13 protein-coding genes are annotated in these 16,720 nt (G+C 76.0%); 8 read left to right on the top strand and 5 right to left on the bottom strand.

Annotated features, from left to right (window positions below; translation table 11 throughout):
- Positions 1-58 precede the first annotated feature (58 nt).
- The 3 genes from ACFVYI_RS00350 to ACFVYI_RS00340 form a co-directional block, all read right to left on the bottom strand.
- Complete coding sequence (locus ACFVYI_RS00350; protein ID WP_387879714.1) at positions 59-4,624, bottom strand: FtsK/SpoIIIE domain-containing protein; 4,566 nt, start codon at positions 4,622-4,624, stop codon at positions 59-61.
- Positions 4,625-4,761: 137 nt separating this feature from the next.
- Positions 4,762-6,393: a hypothetical protein gene (locus ACFVYI_RS00345; protein WP_387879711.1), complete on the bottom strand. Its 1,632-nt coding sequence runs from the start codon at positions 6,391-6,393 to the stop codon at positions 4,762-4,764.
- Entirely contained in the window at positions 6,390-7,061 is a 672-nt protein-coding gene (locus tag ACFVYI_RS00340; protein ID WP_387879709.1) for a sigma-70 family RNA polymerase sigma factor, read from the bottom strand. The genes ACFVYI_RS00345 and ACFVYI_RS00340 overlap by 4 nt, the downstream gene beginning before the upstream one ends.
- A gap of 278 nt (positions 7,062-7,339) precedes the next feature.
- Between ACFVYI_RS00340 and ACFVYI_RS00335 the strand changes: the two genes are divergently transcribed.
- From ACFVYI_RS00335 to ACFVYI_RS00305, 7 genes are all read left to right on the top strand, one after another.
- A complete protein-coding gene (locus tag ACFVYI_RS00335) occupies positions 7,340-8,311 on the top strand; it encodes a ricin-type beta-trefoil lectin domain protein (RefSeq protein WP_387879707.1) in 972 nt (323 codons plus the stop codon).
- 127 nt (positions 8,312-8,438) lie between these two features.
- On the top strand, positions 8,439-9,005 hold the full coding sequence (locus tag ACFVYI_RS00330) for a TetR/AcrR family transcriptional regulator (protein WP_387879705.1): 567 nt from the start codon (positions 8,439-8,441) through the stop codon (positions 9,003-9,005).
- A gap of 195 nt (positions 9,006-9,200) precedes the next feature.
- Positions 9,201-10,673, top strand: coding sequence for an MFS transporter (locus ACFVYI_RS00325; RefSeq protein WP_387879702.1), 1,473 nt, complete (start codon positions 9,201-9,203; stop codon positions 10,671-10,673).
- Positions 10,674-10,782: 109 nt separating this feature from the next.
- Positions 10,783-11,229 carry an SRPBCC family protein gene (locus ACFVYI_RS00320; RefSeq protein ID WP_387879700.1) on the top strand — a complete coding sequence of 149 codons (447 nt, stop codon included), beginning with the start codon at positions 10,783-10,785 and terminating at the stop codon, positions 11,227-11,229.
- 63 nt (positions 11,230-11,292) lie between these two features.
- Positions 11,293-12,648, top strand: a complete 1,356-nt coding sequence (locus ACFVYI_RS00315; RefSeq protein WP_387879697.1) for a carotenoid oxygenase family protein — start codon at positions 11,293-11,295, stop codon at positions 12,646-12,648.
- 246 nt (positions 12,649-12,894) lie between these two features.
- The gene (locus ACFVYI_RS00310) at positions 12,895-13,329 is read left to right on the top strand and encodes a VOC family protein (protein WP_387879695.1); all 435 of its coding nucleotides are present in this window, start codon (positions 12,895-12,897) and stop codon (positions 13,327-13,329) included.
- A 263-nt stretch (positions 13,330-13,592) separates the two neighbouring features.
- The gene (locus ACFVYI_RS00305) at positions 13,593-13,751 is read left to right on the top strand and encodes a hypothetical protein (protein WP_387879692.1); all 159 of its coding nucleotides are present in this window, start codon (positions 13,593-13,595) and stop codon (positions 13,749-13,751) included.
- 147 nt (positions 13,752-13,898) lie between these two features.
- On the opposite strand, the gene ACFVYI_RS00300 is transcribed toward ACFVYI_RS00305, so the two are convergent.
- Both ACFVYI_RS00300 and ACFVYI_RS00295 read right to left on the bottom strand, forming a co-directional pair.
- Positions 13,899-14,336, bottom strand: a complete 438-nt coding sequence (locus tag ACFVYI_RS00300) for a hypothetical protein (RefSeq protein WP_387879690.1) — start codon at positions 14,334-14,336, stop codon at positions 13,899-13,901.
- Between the two features lie 252 nt (positions 14,337-14,588).
- Positions 14,589-15,536, bottom strand: coding sequence for a helix-turn-helix domain-containing protein (locus ACFVYI_RS00295; protein ID WP_387879687.1), 948 nt, complete (start codon positions 15,534-15,536; stop codon positions 14,589-14,591).
- Between the two features lie 101 nt (positions 15,537-15,637).
- Between ACFVYI_RS00295 and ACFVYI_RS00290 the strand changes: the two genes are divergently transcribed.
- Entirely contained in the window at positions 15,638-16,669 is a 1,032-nt protein-coding gene (locus ACFVYI_RS00290; protein WP_387879685.1) for a saccharopine dehydrogenase NADP-binding domain-containing protein, read from the top strand.
- Positions 16,670-16,720: the final 51 nt, after the last annotated feature.

Raw genomic sequence — 16,720 nt, 5'->3', positions numbered from 1 at the left:
CCGTGCGGGGGCCGGGACGCCCGTCCCGGCCCCCGCGTGCTCGGCCCCCGCCGCGTGCTCAGCCCTCGGCGCGCAGCACCGTCAGCGGCACCTGCACGGCCATCGGCTCCCCGGCCCGGCCGGTGGTCCAGCCCCGGCCGACCGACGGGGTGGTGCGGATGAGGTGCACCGGCAGCCGGACGCCGATCATGTCCCCCTCCTGCAGGCTCTTGGGCGCCAGCAGCAGCCCCCGGCGGGCCCGCTTGGCGGCCGTCACCCAGCTGCCCATCGCGACCTGGAGGGCGTCGGCCGGTCCGGCGTAGAGCAGTCCGAGGCCCCGGTCGCGACCGAACGCCGCGATGTCCTTGAGGATCCGGTCGCAGGCCGGCATCGCCAGCAGGTCGGCGTCGTCGACCACCACCACCCGGGGACCGTCGAACCCGTCGAGGGCGGCCTGGACGTCCTGCGGCGAAGGGTCCGGCTCGGTGAGCACCCGCGCCCGGGCGTGCCGGGCCAGCGCCCGCAGCGGCGAGTGCCGCGGGGTCAGCACCACCAGCGAGGTGCCGCCGGCCAGCAGGGAGACCGCGAGCGAGGCGAGGACCGTGCTGCGGCCCGAGCCGGGCGGGCCGAGCACCGCGAACGCCGCCGAAGCGCCGGCGAAGTCCACCCCCACCGGGCCCGCGTCGTCGCCGCCCAGCCCGAGCAGGCCCCACATCGGGCGGCGCAGCTCGGCCCCGACCGTCTCGTAGGCCTCGGCGAAGTCGACCGACCGGGGCAGCGCGGCGACCGGGAACGGCCGCCGGGCGGCGGGCACCTTGGCGTCCCGGCGGGCGGTCTCGACACCGATCGCGGCCAGCGCGCGGGCCTGCTCCTGGCCACCCGCGCCGGGGGCGAGCAGCGCGACCTGGGTCTCGGTGCCGCTCAGCACGTGCCAGCCGCGCCCGGCCGGCACCGCGCCGGGCACCTTGCTCGGCGAGAGGCCGACCAGCTGGTAGTCGTTGCGGTCGCCCTGGCGCAGCAGCAGCTTGTGGTCGTTGTGCGCGGCCAGCCGGCCGCCGAGCAGGGAGCGCTCCGAGCTGGCGACCACGTGGATCCCCACCGCCGCGCCCTCGCGCAGCAGCCGGGTGACGACGTCCGCGAGCCGCCCGTTGTCGTGGTCGTCGAGCAGACCCGCCAGCGCGTCCCAGCCGTCGATCAGCAGCAGGATGTGCGCGGGCCGCTCCGCCGCGGGCAGCACGGCGCGCAGCTCGTTCAGACCGGCCGCGTTCCGCTCGCTGCAGAGCTCCTGACGCTTCGTCAGTTCGAGGGTGAGCCGGTGCAGCAGGCGCTCCAGCCGCTCCAGGTCGTGCCGCGAGACGACCGCCCCGCAGTGCGGCAGCGCGGTGAGCGCGGCCAGGCCCCCGCCGGCGGCGTCGATGCCGTAGAGGTGCACGTCGGCCGAGGAGGCGGTGCGGGCGGCCGAACCGGCCAGGGTGCGCAGCACCTGCGTCCGGCCGGAGCGGGGCGCGCCGACCACGTAGAGGTGCCCGAAGGTGGCCAGGTCGGCGGTGGCGACCCGGCGCTCCTGGAGCTGCGGCACGTCCTCCAGGGCGTAGGGGATCGGCGGGACGCCGCGGCCCTCGTGCGCGGGCAGCAGCGCCACCAGTTCGTCGAGCCGGACCTCCTCCGCCAGGGCGGGCAGCCAGGGGCTGGGCTGCGGCACGAAGTCGTCCAACCCGGCCGCGGCCTCGCGCAGGGCGTCCACCAGGGCCTGCAGGTCGGTGGGGGCCGGGGCGGCGGGCGCGCCGGGGTCGACGTCCGCCGCCGGCAGCGCGACCGGGCGGCCGAGTCCGGTCCAGGAGAGTTCGACGGCGCGCACCGCACCGCCCGCGCGGCGCGGCGGCGCGGCGGGCCCCCGGGTGTCCGTCCCGGGCCGGGCGGCGCCCGCCCAGGCGGCCTGGAACGGCACGGTCGAGCGGTGCCCGAGGCGCACCAGCGCCCGCCCGGGGGCGGAGGCGGGGATGTGCACGGCCTCGGAGGTGTCGATGATGTCCTGGCTCTCGGTCGAGTCGGTGACCCGCAGCGCGATCCGCAGATTGGTGTTGGCGCGGATGTCGCTGGTGACCGCGCCGGAGGGCCGCTGGGTGGCGAGCACCAGGTGGATGCCGAGCGAGCGGCCGCGCTGGGCGATCCCGATCAGCCCGGGGACGAAGTCCGGCACCTCACGGACCAGGGTGGCGAACTCGTCGATGACCAGCAGCAGTCGGGGCAGCGGCGGCAGCGCCGGATCGGCGAGCCGCTTGGAGCGGTACTCGGGGTGGTCCTTGGCCGCGACGTCCGCCAGCAGCCGCTCGCGGCGGCGCAGTTCGGCGCCCAGCGAGGCCAGCGCGCGCTCCACCAGGTGGGCGTCGAGGTCGGTCACCATGCCCAGGGTGTGCGGGAGTTCGGCGCACTCGCGGAACGCCGAGCCGCCCTTGTAGTCGACCAGGACGAAGGTCAGTTCGTCCGGCCGGTTGACGGCCGCCAGCGAGGCCACGAAGGACTGGAGCAGCTCCGACTTGCCGGAGCCGGTGGTGCCGGCGACCAGCGCGTGCGGGCCGTCGCGGACCAGGTCCAGGGTGAGCGGCCCGTCGTAGCCGGTGCCGAGCTTGAAGGCGGTGGACGCGGGCCGCCGGCGCCAGCGGGCCAGCAGCTGGGCCGGGTCCGGCGGTTCGAGCCGCAGCAGGTCCAGCAGCCTGACCTGCTGCGGCAGGCCGGCGTCGTGCTCGGGGCTGACGTCCCGCACCGGCGCCAGGGCCCGGGCGACCTGCTCGCACCAGTCGGCGTCGACCAGGTCCGCGCGGACGTCGGTGAGGTCCGGCGCGCCGGTGCGGCGGACGGTGAGCCGGTGGCCGGCGGCCAGGACGACGGTGCTGCACTCCTCCGGCAGCAGCCGCTCCTGGGTGTCCAGGCAGATGCTGAACACCCGCACCCGGGGGCCGTCGGTGAGCACCTGCACCATCCCGGGCACCTCGCGCAGCTGCCGGGCGCCGTCCGCGATCACCAGCACGTCCGGCTCGTTGAACATCGCCTTGCCCATCGACGAACCGAGCACCCGCTGCCGGGCCTGGATCTGGGCCACCAGTTCGGAGATCCGGTTCGCGGTCGACTCGGGGTCGTTGCCGACGGACACCAGCGGGCCGCCCGGGGCCGTCGGGCGCAGGTGCGGCAGCCAGCGCACCCAGGCCCAGCCGTCCGCGCGGGCCTGGTCGGAGAGGACCACCACGCGCAGGTCGCGCGGACTGTGCAGGACGGCGGACTGGGCCACCAGCCAGCGCGCGAGCGCCTGGACGGGCTCCTCCGTGCCCGCCACGCCGACCACGCCGTGCTCGGCGACCTCGACCCCGATCGGCACGTCGGGGATGTTCCAGCGCACCGCCCGGTGGTTCTCGTCGCGGGCGGGGTCGTCCAGCTCCTTCACGGACGGCTGGTCCACCGTGCCGAGCCGCAGCACCAGGTGGTCCGGGTCGCGGCGGCGCCGCTCCCAGAGCCGGCTGCCGGGGCCGACGGCGGTGAGCCCGACCGTCGCCGGGTCCGGCCCGGCCAGGCCGCGCACCTCCCGCTCGCGGTCGGCCGCCACCCGGATCTCCCGCTCCAGCGTCCGGCGGCGGGCCCGGTAGCGGGCCTCGTCCTGCTCGTGCTGCCGGCGGTTGCTGCGCCGGCCGCCGATCCAGTTGGCAAGCGCCATCACCGGGCTGAACAGGATGAACACCAGGTAGAAGTACGAATGGAAGACCGCGACCATCACCATGCCGAGCACCACCGGCGCCAGCATCATCAGCAGCGGGAACGGGCGCCGGGCGGGTGTGGTGGGGGGCAGCGGCAGCCGGAGCCGCTCGGCGTCCAGGTGCGGGGCGATCCGCGGCGGGCGGTTGTAGTCCACGCCGACGCCGTCCGCGGAGGGCACCACGGCGGCGTCCGGTTCGACGGGCTCGACGAGGCGCAGCAGCGCCGCGCCGACCGCGATGTCACCGCCGAGCGGCCAGGCGGTGACGACCCCGTGCCGCGGGGCGGGTGCGGCGGAGGCGGGTTCGGTGCCGGGGGCCGGGGGCGGGCCCGGGGTGCAGCTGCGGACCTCGCCCGGGGCGCCGGCCGTCCGGTGCCAGGTCGCGGAGCCGTCCTGGCCGACGGTCAGCCAGAGGCCGCCGGCCGGGACGTCGGCGCCGCGCAGCCGGACGGCACAGGCCGGATCCGAGCCGATCTCGTGACTGCCGGGCCCCAGCCGCCAGGTCTGCCCGGCGCCGGGGCCGGAGACCAGGTGCAGCTCCAGGTGCGCCGGGCCGTCGGACGGGCCGTCGGACGGGGGGACCCTGATCCGGTCCGGGGCCCGGACGGGTGCGCCGAGCCCGAGGACGGCGCCCTCGACCACCCCGGACTCCGCGACCAGGGCCTCCGGGTCCAGCGGCGCGGACCCCAGGTGGAGCCCTCGCGGCGGGGCCGAGCCCTCCTCCGCCAGGAACGCCTCCACCCCGCCGGCCCGGCCGGCCTCCTGACGGGGGGTCTGCGCGCCGGACGGGTCGCGGTCCACCGCGGCGGCCAGCTCACCGACGGTCGCGTACGGTGCCAGGTCCAGCACGTGGTCGCGGCGGCGGTCGGCGGCGTCGACGAGGGTGACGGTGAGCTTCACCGGGTGTTCTCCAGGGGGTCGGGCTCGACGGGGACTCGGCGGCGGGGGCGGGGATCGGGCGCGGGCCGGGGTGCGGGCGCGGTGCGCGGTGCGGGTCGGTGGAGGTGGGCCGGCCGGGAGGCGCCCCGGCCGGCCGGTCAGTCCGCGACGGCGGCGGAGACCCCGGGGCCGCGCGGGGCGCGGTCCGGCTCGGCGAGGTCGTCCTCCTCCGGCGGCGCCTCCGGGGGCCGGGCGGCCGGTGCGCGGACGGGGCCGAACGCCCCCTCGTCCGGGCCGCTCACCGGGCTCAGGCGGCCCAGTCGGCTCCGGACACCCGAGGCCACCGGGTCCTCGATGCCCTGCGGAGCGGCTGCGGCCGCGGCGCCGTCCACGGCCGTGTCCGCGTCCGCGCCGGGCGTGCGCCGGGCGAACCGCTGCCGTCCGGCCGGCACCGGGCCGTCCCGGTCCGGGGCGGGGGCCACCGGACCGACCCGGAACGGGACCGGTTCCACGGCCGCCGGGGGCGCCGCGGGTCCCGGCGGCGTGGGCGTGGGCGTGGGATCGACGGGCTCGGGGACGGCGACCTCGGGGGCGGCGGGCGCAGGAACCACGGGTGCGGGAACCACGGGCGCGGGCGCCGGAAGGGGCGCCGGCCCGACCGCGGGAGACGCGGCGGCCGCAGCCGTCCCGGGCGCGACCGGGCGCTCCGGCTCGCCCGGGGCGGGCTCGGTCAGGTCCGGCTCGACCGGATCCTGCTCGACCAGGTCCGGCTCGACCAGGTCGGCGTCGTCCGCCGGAGCGGCGTCGAACGCGGGATGCGGCGGCAGGCTCGGCAGGATCCGTGCGGTCGCCCTGGCCAGCGCCACGGCGTCGACCCGCAGCCCGCTGCCCCGGATCCGCAGCCCGTCCCGGTCGGCCGTCAGCAGTCTCGCGGTGCCACGGGCCCCGCCGAGGGTCAGGACGCGGACCCCGGCCGCCGGACGGACCTCGTCCACGACCGCGGCGCAGACCGCGAAGGCCGGGTGCCCGCCGGCGGCCGCCCGCTCGGCCGTCACCAGGGCGGCGGCCGGATCGGGGCCCTGGTGCTGGGGGTGGACGCCGTCCGCCACGGTGACCGCACCGACCGGCAGCCGGGTGTCCAACTGGGCCGCCACGGCCTGGAGCACCGCCCGGGCCAGGCCCCGCTCGCCGCCGAACTCCAGGACGGCGGGCCCGTCGGCCAGGTCGAGCAGGACGGCGTGCCGCCCGTCGGTGCCCAGGACGGCCAGCAGCGGCGCGGTCCGCCCCACCCCGGTCGCGGCCGCGGCCACGTCCTCCCGGGCGATCCACCAGAGCCGCGGGTCGGCGTCGTCCACGGTCCAGGGCTCCGGCGGCTGCGGCGGTGTGCCGGGCCCGCAGGCCACCAGCACGCCGACCAGGGCCGGGCCGAGCAGCGCCGCGTACGGCCGGACGTCCGGGACGAGCCCGGCGTTCAGGACCGCCCGCTCCGCGTCGGCCCAGCCCGCCCGGCCGCCCAGCAGCCGCAGGATCAGCCGCACGTCGCGGCGGAAGCGCAGTTGTGCCCGGACGGGTGCGGCGAACGCGGCGGCCGTGGCGGCGACCTCGCGGCGCGCCCTGCGCCGCGCCGCCCGCCACCCGCCGCCGCGCCGGACGGCGAGGTGGGCGAGGACGGCGAGCAGAAGCAGCAGCCCGCCCAGGCCGATCAGTCCGGGCACGCCCCGGGGCACCGCGAGGGCGAGGGCTGAAGCGGATGCGACGGGTGCGGCGGGTGCGACGGGTGCGGCGGTCACGAGGCGACTCCCCGGGCGAGGACGCCCCGGTCGGCGAGGTGCCGGCGAAGGGCCTGCACCCCGTAGTGCGTACGGGACTTCAGCGTCCCGCCCGGTATGCCCAGGGCGCGGGCCGCGTCGACCCCGCTCTGGCCTAGGAGGTGGACGTGCGCGACGGCCTCCTGATGGATCCGGTCGAGGGAGCGCAGTGACTCGACCAGCACCTGACGGTCCAGCACCTGCGCCGTCTGGTCGGCGACCGCGTCGGCGGCGGGGAATCCCTCGGCCGCGATGCCGACCGGGACGGTGCGGTCCTTGCGCCAGTCGTCGATGACCAGGCGACGGGCGACCCGGAACAGCCAGAGCCGGATCGGCCGGTCGTGCCAGTCGAGACCGTCGGCCGCCTGCCAGGCGCGCAGCAGGGTCTCCTGGACGACGTCCTCCACGTGGTACGGGTCCTGCCGGATCAGACCCGTGACGAACCGGTGCAGGCTCTCGCGTTCGGCCAGCAGGAGTTCGGCCCGGAAGTCGGGGACGGTGCCGTCGGGGGCAGTGTCGGCAGGGGCAGTACCGTCAGGGACAGTGCCGGCGGGGACGGGCGGCGCCGGCGACACCGATCGGCGTTCGGCGGACCGGCGTTCGGACCCACCCTCGGACCGCCGGTGGGCTGTCGAGGCGCTGTACTCCATGACACTGCTCTTCTCTTCCCTGATCGCACGGCGAGCGGCAGCGGCGGAGCCCCCTGTCCCACGCGTGCTGCGCAGCCCCGACCGGTGGTCACGGTAGTGGTGCCACTCGGCCACCAACCCATCACAGAGTGAACAGAAGTTCACGCAATTGTGCCCAACCAAACAAGTTGGTCGCCGAGTTGACCAATCGTCACCTCCCGAGCGGGGGGCGTTCACATCGCCGTGACGTTGACGGGGGAGCCTTCCGTCCGCCGTCGCATACTCCTTGGAGGCCCCCGGTGTCCCCGTCCGACCCCCTGTCGACGCGACCGCAGCCCGTCGACCGCTTCGCCGACACCTTCGCGCGGCGCACCCCCTCGCCACCCCGGGGGCTGGTGCCGGGCGCACGGGTCTGGGGCGCGACCGCCGCGGCCGCCGCACTGGTGGGGGCCGTCGCGTTCGGCACGGCTCAGCTGCCGGGCCACGACCCGCACCGGGCGCCGGTGAGCGCCGGTCACGCGCCGGTCACCGATGCCGCCGCGGCCGCGCCCTCCGGTCCGGCCACGACCGGCCCCGAGACCACCGCCGCGGCCCCGGTGGACCAGGCGGCCACCGCTCCCCCGCCGGCGGAGCCGGCTCCCGAACCGGCCGCGACCGTCACCGTCCAGGCCCCGGCACCGGAGGAGGCGGCCGCACCGCCTGCCCAGCCGGCACCCGCCGCCCCGGCCCCGGCCGCCCCCGCGCCGGCCCCACCCGCCGCCAAGTCCGCTCCGCCGGCCCAGCCGGCACCCGCCACGCCGGCCCCGGCCGCACCCGCGCCGGCCGCACCCGCGCCGGCGGCACCCGCGCCGGCCGCACCGCCCGCGCCCGTGGCCGCACCACCGGCGGTCGGCCGACCGATCGCCGGGCGGGCCTCCGAGCGGTGCATCGGGGCGATCGCCCGCAACGTCACGGACGGCGCCCGACTGGAGCTCCAGGACTGCACCGGCGGCGCCTGGCAGACCTGGGACTTCCGCCCCGACGGCACGGTCCGCGCCCAGGGCCTCTGCATGGACGTCGCCTGGGGGTCCGTGGCCAACGGCACGGCGATCCAGGTGGCCAACTGCAACAACGGCCCGGCCCAGCGGTTCGTCCTGTCCGGCGCCGGGGACCTCGTCAACCCGCAGGCCGACAAGTGCGTGGACGCCAAGGACCTGGGCACCGGGGCCGGCACCCCGCTGCAGCTGTGGGACTGCGCCGGCACCGCCAACCAGAAGTGGTACGTGCGCTGATCCGCCGGCCCACCCGCCGGGCAACAGCGGACCGGCAGCGCCCCGGCCCGGCCCGCCCAGGCGGGCCGGGCCGGGGCGCGAAGGACGGGGATTGACGGGGCAGATTAATGAGTGATTGACTACTCACATGACGAACGAACGACCCCGCCGACTGTCCACGGCGGACGAGCGCCGCGAGACGGTGCTGAGCACCGCCATCGGAGCCTTCGCCTCGCGGGGGTACTTCGGCACCACCACCACCGAGGTCGGCAAGGCCGCCGGCATCTCACAGGCCTACGTCTACCGCCTCTTCCCCAACAAGGAGACCCTGTTCGTCGCGGTCGTCGAGCACTGCTTCACCCGGGTCCGGGCCAGCCTGGAGCACGGCACCGCGGCGGCGAGCAGCAGCGCTCCCGAGGCGGTGCTCGCCGCGATGGGGGACGCCTACGCCAAGCTGATCAGCGACAACGACCTGATGCTCGTCCAACTGCACGCCCAGGCCGCGGCGGTCTCCGAGCCCGCGATCCGCGACGCCGTCCGGGCCGGCTACGCCCGACTGGTGGAGTACGTGCGGGGCGCCTCCGGGGGCGACGAGCGGCAGGTCCAGGAGTTCTTCGCCACCGGCATGCTCTGCCACCTGCTGGTGTCCATGGGCGCCGACGAGGTCGACGCCCCCTGGACGCGCACCCTGACGGCGGGGATCACCCACTACTGAGCCCGGCGCGGCGCCCGCACGCCGGGCGCGCGCAGGACACCGGACGCGCCGAACGCGCGGCCGACGGTCCACCACTGACGATCCACCACCCGCGGCCCGCTCCGGCGGGGCAACGGCCCGCACCCTGCGCGGCGCCGACGCCTCGCCGTTCCTTCGGCCATCAAAGTGAGTGGTCAACCACACATAGGAGTACCGGTGAAACGACTCGGGCCGCAGGCCCCCACCGGGCCCGGCGCCGCCCTGGCGGTCCTGGCCGGCGCACAGTTCGCCGTCGTCCTCAGCACCTCGATCGTCAACGTCGCCCTCCCGGCCGTCCGGGACGGCATCGGCCTCTCCGACAGCGGCATGTCCTGGGTGGTCAACTCCTACGGACTGGCCTTCGGGGCACTGCTCCTGCCGGGCGGCCGGGCCGCCGACCTGCTCGGCCGCCGCCGCGTCCTGCTCACCGGCCTCGCGCTCTTCGCCGCCGCCGCCCTGACGGCCGGGCTCGCCACCACGCCCTGGCTGCTGATCGCGGCCCGCGCCGCACAGGGCGTCGGCGCGGCGGCCGTCGCCCCGGCGGCCCTCGCCCTGGTCATGGAGCTCTTCCCGCCCGGGCCGGGGCGCGGAAAGGCGCTCGGGGTCTGGGGCGCGGTCTCCGGGGCGGGCGGCGCGGCCGGTGTCCTGCTGGGCGGGGTACTGACCGAGCGCCTCGGGTGGCCCTGGGTCTTCCACGCCTCGGCGGCCGGCGCGGCGCTGGTGCTGGCCGGCGCGGTGGCACTGCTCCCCGGCTCGCCGGCGCCCGCCGGAGGGGGCCACCGGATCGACCTGGCCGGGACGGCCACCGCCACGCTCGGCCTGGTCGCCCTGGTGTACGGCTTCACCACCGCCGGCCGGACGGGCTGGGGCGAGCCGGCGGCCCTGGTCTCCTTCGCGGCCGCCGCCGCCCTGCTCACCGCGTTCGCCCTGGTGGAGCGGCGCCACCCCGCCCCGCTGCTGCCACCGCGCCTGCTCGCCGAGGGCCCGGTCGCACCCGCCAACCTCGTCATGGCCCTGCTCGGTGCGGTCTGGGTCGGACTCTTCTACTTCCTGCCGCTCTACCAGCAACAGGTGCTCGGCGCCGGGCCGCTCGTCGCCGGACTCTCCCAACTGCCGCTCGCCGCGGCCAACATGGCCGGCTCATCACTCGCCCCACGGCTCGCCGCCCGGATCGGGCCGAACGCCACGCTCGCCGCGGGCCTGCTCGTCCAGGCCGGCGGACTGCTCTGGCTCTCCCGGATCTCCGCCCACGGCAGCTTCCACGCCGATCTGCTCGGACCCACCCTGGTCGTCGGCCTCGGCCTCGGCGTCGCCTTCGTCCAACTGACCGGCGCCGCCGTGACCGGCGTCCGGGCCGCCGACTCGGGCCTGGCCGGCGGCCTGGTGAACACCACCCGCCAACTCGGCGGCGCGATCGGGCTGGCCCTCCTCGGCAGTCTCGCGGCCTCCGCCACCGCCACCCACGCCGCCCACCACACCAGGGCGCAGGCCCTCACCGAGGGCTACCGGACGGCCTTCCTCGTCTCGGCCCTCGTGCTCGCCGCCGGCGCGGCGCTCACCCCCTACCTGGCACGCCGCTCGGCCCGGGCGGCGCCCGCAGCGGCCACCCAGCAGCCCCCCGCCGCCCCGCTCCCGCTGACCACGCGCTGACCCGCCAGCGCCACCACACCCACCGCCACCGCCCGAACCCGCACCGCCCGAACTCGCGCCGCCCGACGTCACACCGCCCGAACTCGCGCCACCCCAAGGAGAGATCACCATGACCGCCCACACCACCGTCGACGAGAGCGCCCCCGTCGTCGTCCGCCTCACCGCCACGATCGACGCCCCGCTCGCCGTCGTCTGGGCCCTGCACACCGCCATCGACTCCTGGGCCGACTGGAACCCCGACATCGACCGGGCCCGGCTCGACGGCCCGCTCGCCCCCGGCGCCTCCTTCCACTGGCTGACCCACGGCCTCGACATCACCTCCACCGTCCGCGAACTGGTGCCCGGCGCCCGGATCGTCTGGGGCGGCCCGGCCGCCGGCATCGACGGCGTCCACGTCTGGACCTTCCGGGAGGCCGAGGGCGTGGTGACCGTCCACACGGAGGAGTCCTGGAGCGGCGCACCGGTCGAGGCGCAGCCCGCCGACCTGGCGGCGGCGCTGCGGGCCTCCCTGGAGAGCTGGCTGGGCCACCTGAAGGCCGAGGCCGAGCGCGGCTAGCCGCTCCCGCGCGTCATCGCCGACACACCCGCCGACCACCACCGAAGAGAACGAGGACCCGCCATGACCACCGCCAAGCCCTACCTGACCGGCCACTACGCCCCCGTCGCCGACGAGATCACCGCCACCGGCCTGACCGTCGAGGGCCACCTGCCGCCCGAGCTGACCGGCCGCCTCCTGCGCAACAGCCACAACCCCAAGCCCGGGATCACCCCCACCCACTGGTTCAAGGGCAGCGGCATGGTCCACGGCATCCGCCTGCGCGACGGCCGGGCCGAGTGGTACCGCAACCGCTGGGTGCACACCCCCGCACTCGACGGCGCCCCCTACCTGACCGAGCACGGCCCCGACCTCACCGCCTCCACCGCCGGCACCCACGTCATCGAACACGCCGGACGCCTCCTCGCCCTCTGCGAGGCCAACCTCCCCTTCGAGCTGACGGCCGACCTGGAGACCGTGGGCGCCTACGACTTCGGCGGCAAGCTCACCTCCGCGATGACCGCGCACCCCAAGGAGGACCCGGTCACCGGCGAACTCCACTTCTTCGCCTCCTCGCCGTTCCCGCCCTACCTGATCCACCACGTCTCCTCCCCCGACGGCACCGTCCTGGAGAGCCAGGAGGTCCCCGGGGCGAGCGCCGCGCTCAAGCACGACTTCGCCGTCACCGAGCACCACGTCGTCTTCCTGGAGGGCTCGGTCACCTTCGACCCCGCCGAGCACTCCGGCATCCCCTACCGCTGGCACGACGCCCAGGCCTCCCGCATCGGCGTCATGCCGCGCGGTGCCGGCGGCGCGGCCCGGGTCCGCTGGTACGAGATCGGCCAGGGTTACACCATGCACCTCGCCAACGCCTACGAGGACGCCCGGGGCCGCGTCGTCATCGAGGGCCCGGCCGTCGGCCGGGAGGGCTGGCAGCGCTCCTGGAACTGGTGGGTCGGCACCCCCGACCGCGGCGCCGAGCCCAACTCCGGCTCCCGCTCGCGGCGCTGGACCGTCGACCTGACCACCGACACCGTCCGCGAGGAGCAGACCGACGACCTCACCGTCGAGTTCCCGACCATCAACGAGGAGTACCTCGGCCGCGAGCACCGCTACCAGTACGCGCTCTCGTTCCCCGACGACCTCGGCATCGGCAACCACACCCTCGTCAAGTACGACCGTGCCACCGGCGCCCGGACGCTCCGGCCGTTCGGGACCGGCCGACTCCCCAGCGAGGCCGTGTTCGTCCCGGCCGAGGGGGCCACCGAGGAGGACGCCGGCTATCTGCTCACCATCGTCGGCGACCTCAACACCGAGACCTCCGAGCTGCTCGTCCTGGACGCCTCCGACCTCGCCGCCCCGCCGATCGCCACCGTCCACCTGCCCCGCCGGGTCCCGGCCATGATCCACGGCTCGTGGATCCCCGACGCCGCGCTCTGACCGGCCGGACCACCCCCGCACCACCCGCACCACCCGCGTCCGCCCCGGCCTGCCGCCGGGGCGGACGCGTCGCGTCCGCCCGACGGTCCCGACGTCCGCCGGAACCTCCTGCGGCGGGGGCCTTCGGGATCGTCGTCCCACCGCTCAAGACCCCACCCATCGCCGGGAGTCGGCCGCATCGCGCCACGCCCCGACCAGGGGCGGGGCCCCTGGAGGCGACGGAGGACCCACCTCTACGATGGACCGATGGCGTCGATCAAGCAGGTCCAGATCACCTTCGACTGCGCGAACCCCGAGCGCGTCGCCCGTTTCTGGCGCGCGGTGTTGGGATACATCGCACCGCCGGCCCCGGAGGGGTACGCCGGCTGGGACGAGTTCGATCGCGCACAGCCGCCCGGGCATCAGGGACCGGCGTTCGCCGCCATCAATCCCACGGGTACGGAGCCGCGACTGTTCTTCCAGCGGGTACCCGAAGGCAAGGTCGTCAAGAACCGGGTGCACCTCGACGTGCGGGTCGGCACCGGGCTCGTGGGGGAAGAGCGCCTGGCCGTGCTCGAAGCCGAGTGCGCACGACTTGTCGCGCTCGGCGCGGTGCGCGGGCAACTGCTGCTCGCCGACGGCGAGAACGAGTCCTGCCAGTTGATGCAGGACGTCGAGGGCAACGAGTTCTGTCTCGACTGAGCGGCCGCGAACACGGCATCGGACCGGCGAGCCGGACCGCCCGGTGCGGGCCCGCTCGTCGCCCACCGGTCAGGACTCGGCGCCGGTTCTCGTTCCGGCGGGTGGCCCCGCGGCGCCGGTCCGGGGCAGCATGGGCGGGGGTGCGCCCGGCGGGAGTGCGAGGGGGATCCGATGGAAGAGGACCGTTCGCTCCACTGGCGCGCATTCGCCCTCGCGGGAGCACTGACCGGCGCGACTCCGACGGCCACCGCCTGTCGATGTGGATGAGCCCGCGCACCGGCGAGATCGCCGACCACCCGCTGTTCGCGCTCATCGGCCACACCCTCGCCGCCCTCGTCGCCGGCGCCGTCGCGGGAGCCGGCGGCTGGTTCCGCCTGCGCACGGAGGTCCGCAAGCTGCTCGGCCGGTGGACGCCGGAGTAGCCGCCGGGCCGAACCGGGGAGGGCCGGGCCGATCGGCGGGGCACGGGTCACGGGGTCGCGGGTCGCGGCCGTTGCGGAACGGCCGGTGCGGGTGGAGGCCGCCGCCCCCGCCCGCACCGGCCTGCCCGGTACTGCTGCCGGCTTCGGTCAGCAGGCCACGACCGCGGAGACGGTCGCGTCCGAGGTGGGCCAGCCCCACTGGTCCACCGAGAAGTTGGCGATCACCGTCGAACCGCACGGCGCGGTGGCGGTGATGCCGCCGACGCGCGTCCCGCCCGCCGTCACGAGGGTGGTCGGGGTGACGGGGGCGATCGGCGCGCTGCCGACGACGGTGCCGGAGACCCTGAACCCGACCTGCTGCGGCTGCCAGGCCGGGTTGGTGGGAGTGGCCTGGCCGTAGAAGTACACCTGGTTGCCGGTCACCTCGACGCAGGCCCTCGTCAGCAGGAAGCCGGGCGCGCCCGGGCTCCCACAGGTCACGGTGGCACCCACCGGGCCGGCGACGGGCGCGGCGACGGCCTGCTGGGCGGTGGCGAGCGTGGCCAGGGTCGCGGCGGTGGCCAGTACGGCGGTGAGACTCTTCACGGGGTTCCTCCCTCGGTCATTGCCCTCAGCGCTCGGCGAGAGCAATGTGCAATGTCACATCGTTCTCGCTGCATCATGGCAGTGCCTCTGGCATGTGACACCCGATTCCGGCACGAAGGGCGCCCCGCTCGCCGGTATCAGCCACCGATTGACCGGAACGGCCTGTCATGAGCCCACCAGTAACCCCACCCCCGCCCCCGAGGTCCCCGAACCTCCGTCGAAAGGACGGGCGTTGCGTCACATCCGGACCGGTCAGCCGGGGTTCGCGCTGCGGAACGAGTGCCGGTAGCTGTTGGGCGGGACTCCGACGATCCGCTTGAACTGGCGCCGCAGCGTCGTGGCGGTCCCCATGCCGGTGGCGAGGGCCACCGCCTCGATGCTCTCGTCGGTGGCTTCCAGCAACTCCTGGGCCCGGCGCACCCGCTGGTTCAGCAGCCACTGGAGCGGCGTCTGCCCGAGCACCGAGCGGAACTGCCGTCCGAGATGGCGGGGGCTGGTGTTCGCCTTCCGCGCGAGGTCGGTCACCGTCAGCGGCCGGTCCAGTCGCTGCTGGGCCCAGGCGAGCACGTTGGACAGCACGTGGTCGCCCGTCGCCTGCACCGGCGTCGCCACGAACTGGGCCTGACCGCCCGGCCGGTGGGGCGACATGACGAGGCGACGGGCCACGGAGTTGGCGATGCCGGCGCCGTGGTCGAGGTGGATCAGATGCAGGCAGAGGTCCACGGCCGCGGCCTTGCCCGCGGAGGTCAGCACGCTGCCGTTGTCCGTGTAGAGCACGTCCGGGTCGACCTCGGCCAACGGGTGGCGCGCCCTCAACTCCTCGGTGTGGGCCCAGTGGGTGGTGGCCCGCCGGCCGTCCAGCAGGCCCGCCGCACCGAGCACGAACGCCCCGGTGCAGAGCGAGGCGACCCGGGCACCCGCCCGGTGGGCCGCGCGCACGGCTTCGACCAGCTCCGCCGGCAGCGGATCGTCGATGTCAGCGCACGCGGGCACGATCACCGTGTCGGCGTCCACCAGGCGCTCCAGCCCGTGGTCGGGCTCGACGGTGAACGGGCCGACCCGCACCGGCCCCGGCCCGCAGAGCAGCACGTCGTACCAGCCGTCCGTGGCCTCGCGCGGGGGATTGCCGAAGATCTCGTAGGCCACCGCCAGTTCGAAGTGCAGCAGGTGTCCGGCGGTCGGAAGGGCGACAGTGGGCATGTCCGAAAGTGTACGGGTGTTGTCGTTCCGGACCATCACGGTCCGGTCCCGTCCCCGGCCAGACTGGTCATCAACAGGACGACGAGAACGGGGAAGCAACGATGAGCACGACGGCTGCAGTGGTGGTTTACGGGGCAACGGGGCACACCGGTCGCTTCATCGTCGCCGAGTTGCAAAGGCGCGGCTTCACCACGATCGTCTCCGGGCGCAACGCGGCCCAGCTGGAGGCGCTGGCGGCCGAGTGGCCCGGTGTGGAGCCCCGGCCGGCCACCGTGGACGACCCGGCGTCGCTGGACCGCGCCCTCGCCGGCGCGGCGGCCGTCGTGAACGCCGCCGGACCGTTCGCGGTGACCGGCGGCCCGGTCGTCGAGGCCGCCCTGCGCGCCGGGATCCCCTACGTCGACGTCGCCGCGGAGATCGAGGCCAACGTCGCGATGTTCGCCGACCACGCGGACGCCGCCCGCGAGGCCGGCGTCCCGGTGGTCCCGGCGATGGCCTTCTACGGTGGCCTGGGCGACCTGTTGGCGACCGCGGTGATGGGCGAGTGGACGTCCGCGGACATCGCACACGTCGCCTACGGGCTGGACAGCTGGCACCCCACCCCGGGTACCCGGGAGGCCGGGCAGGTGTCGCACGACCGCCGCGCGGGCCGCCGGGTGAGGTTCGCGGACGGCTCGCTGCAGTACCACGACGACAAGCCGTGGGAGCAGGAGTGGCCCTTCCCCGCGCCGCTGGGCCGGCGCACGGTGATCGGGGAGTTCACGATGGCCGACGTCGTGACCCTTCCCAGCCACCTGGCCGTGCCCGAGGTCCGCACCTACATGACCGTCGAGGCCGCGGGGGACCTGGCCGGGGAGAACACGCCGGCGCCCGAGCCGGTCGACGACCTGGGCCGGTCCGACCAGACGTTCCTGGTCGACGTCCTGCTCGCCGCGGGTGGTGTCGAGCGCCGTGCCACGGCCCGGGGCCAGGACATCTACGCGATCACCGCGCCCCTGGCGGTGGAGGCCGTCGACCGCATCCTGACCGGGCGGACGCGGACCACGGGGGTCGCCTCGGCCGGCGCGATGTTCGACGCGGCGGACTTCCTGCGGGCGCTGAGCCCGTACCTGTCGATCGAGTTCTCGCACTGACCTCGGCAAGCTGACCTCGGCGCACGGGCTTCGGCGCAGTGATCTCCTCGC

The organism is Kitasatospora sp. NPDC058218, from assembly GCF_042882445.1.
In the GTDB taxonomy this organism is placed as follows: domain Bacteria; phylum Actinomycetota; class Actinomycetes; order Streptomycetales; family Streptomycetaceae; genus Kitasatospora.
Note: the sequence above shows the minus strand (reverse complement) of the source record. Positions and strands in the feature narration are given on the sequence as shown.

What these genes read in the sequence shown, in the direction of transcription:
- ACFVYI_RS00340 (WP_387879709.1), bottom strand. Translation starts at nt 7,061, where the DNA reads ATGGAGTACAGCGCCTCGACAGCCCACCGGCGGTCCGAGGGTGGGTCC.
- ACFVYI_RS00315 (WP_387879697.1), top strand. Translation starts at nt 11,293, where the DNA reads ATGACCACCGCCAAGCCCTACCTGACCGGCCACTACGCCCCCGTCGCC.
- ACFVYI_RS00330 (WP_387879705.1), top strand. Translation starts at nt 8,439, where the DNA reads ATGACGAACGAACGACCCCGCCGACTGTCCACGGCGGACGAGCGCCGC.
- ACFVYI_RS00295 (WP_387879687.1), bottom strand. Translation starts at nt 15,536, where the DNA reads ATGCCCACTGTCGCCCTTCCGACCGCCGGACACCTGCTGCACTTCGAA.
- ACFVYI_RS00310 (WP_387879695.1), top strand. Translation starts at nt 12,895, where the DNA reads ATGGCGTCGATCAAGCAGGTCCAGATCACCTTCGACTGCGCGAACCCC.
- ACFVYI_RS00320 (WP_387879700.1), top strand. Translation starts at nt 10,783, where the DNA reads ATGACCGCCCACACCACCGTCGACGAGAGCGCCCCCGTCGTCGTCCGC.
- ACFVYI_RS00290 (WP_387879685.1), top strand. Translation starts at nt 15,638, where the DNA reads ATGAGCACGACGGCTGCAGTGGTGGTTTACGGGGCAACGGGGCACACC.
- ACFVYI_RS00305 (WP_387879692.1), top strand. Translation starts at nt 13,593, where the DNA reads ATGAGCCCGCGCACCGGCGAGATCGCCGACCACCCGCTGTTCGCGCTC.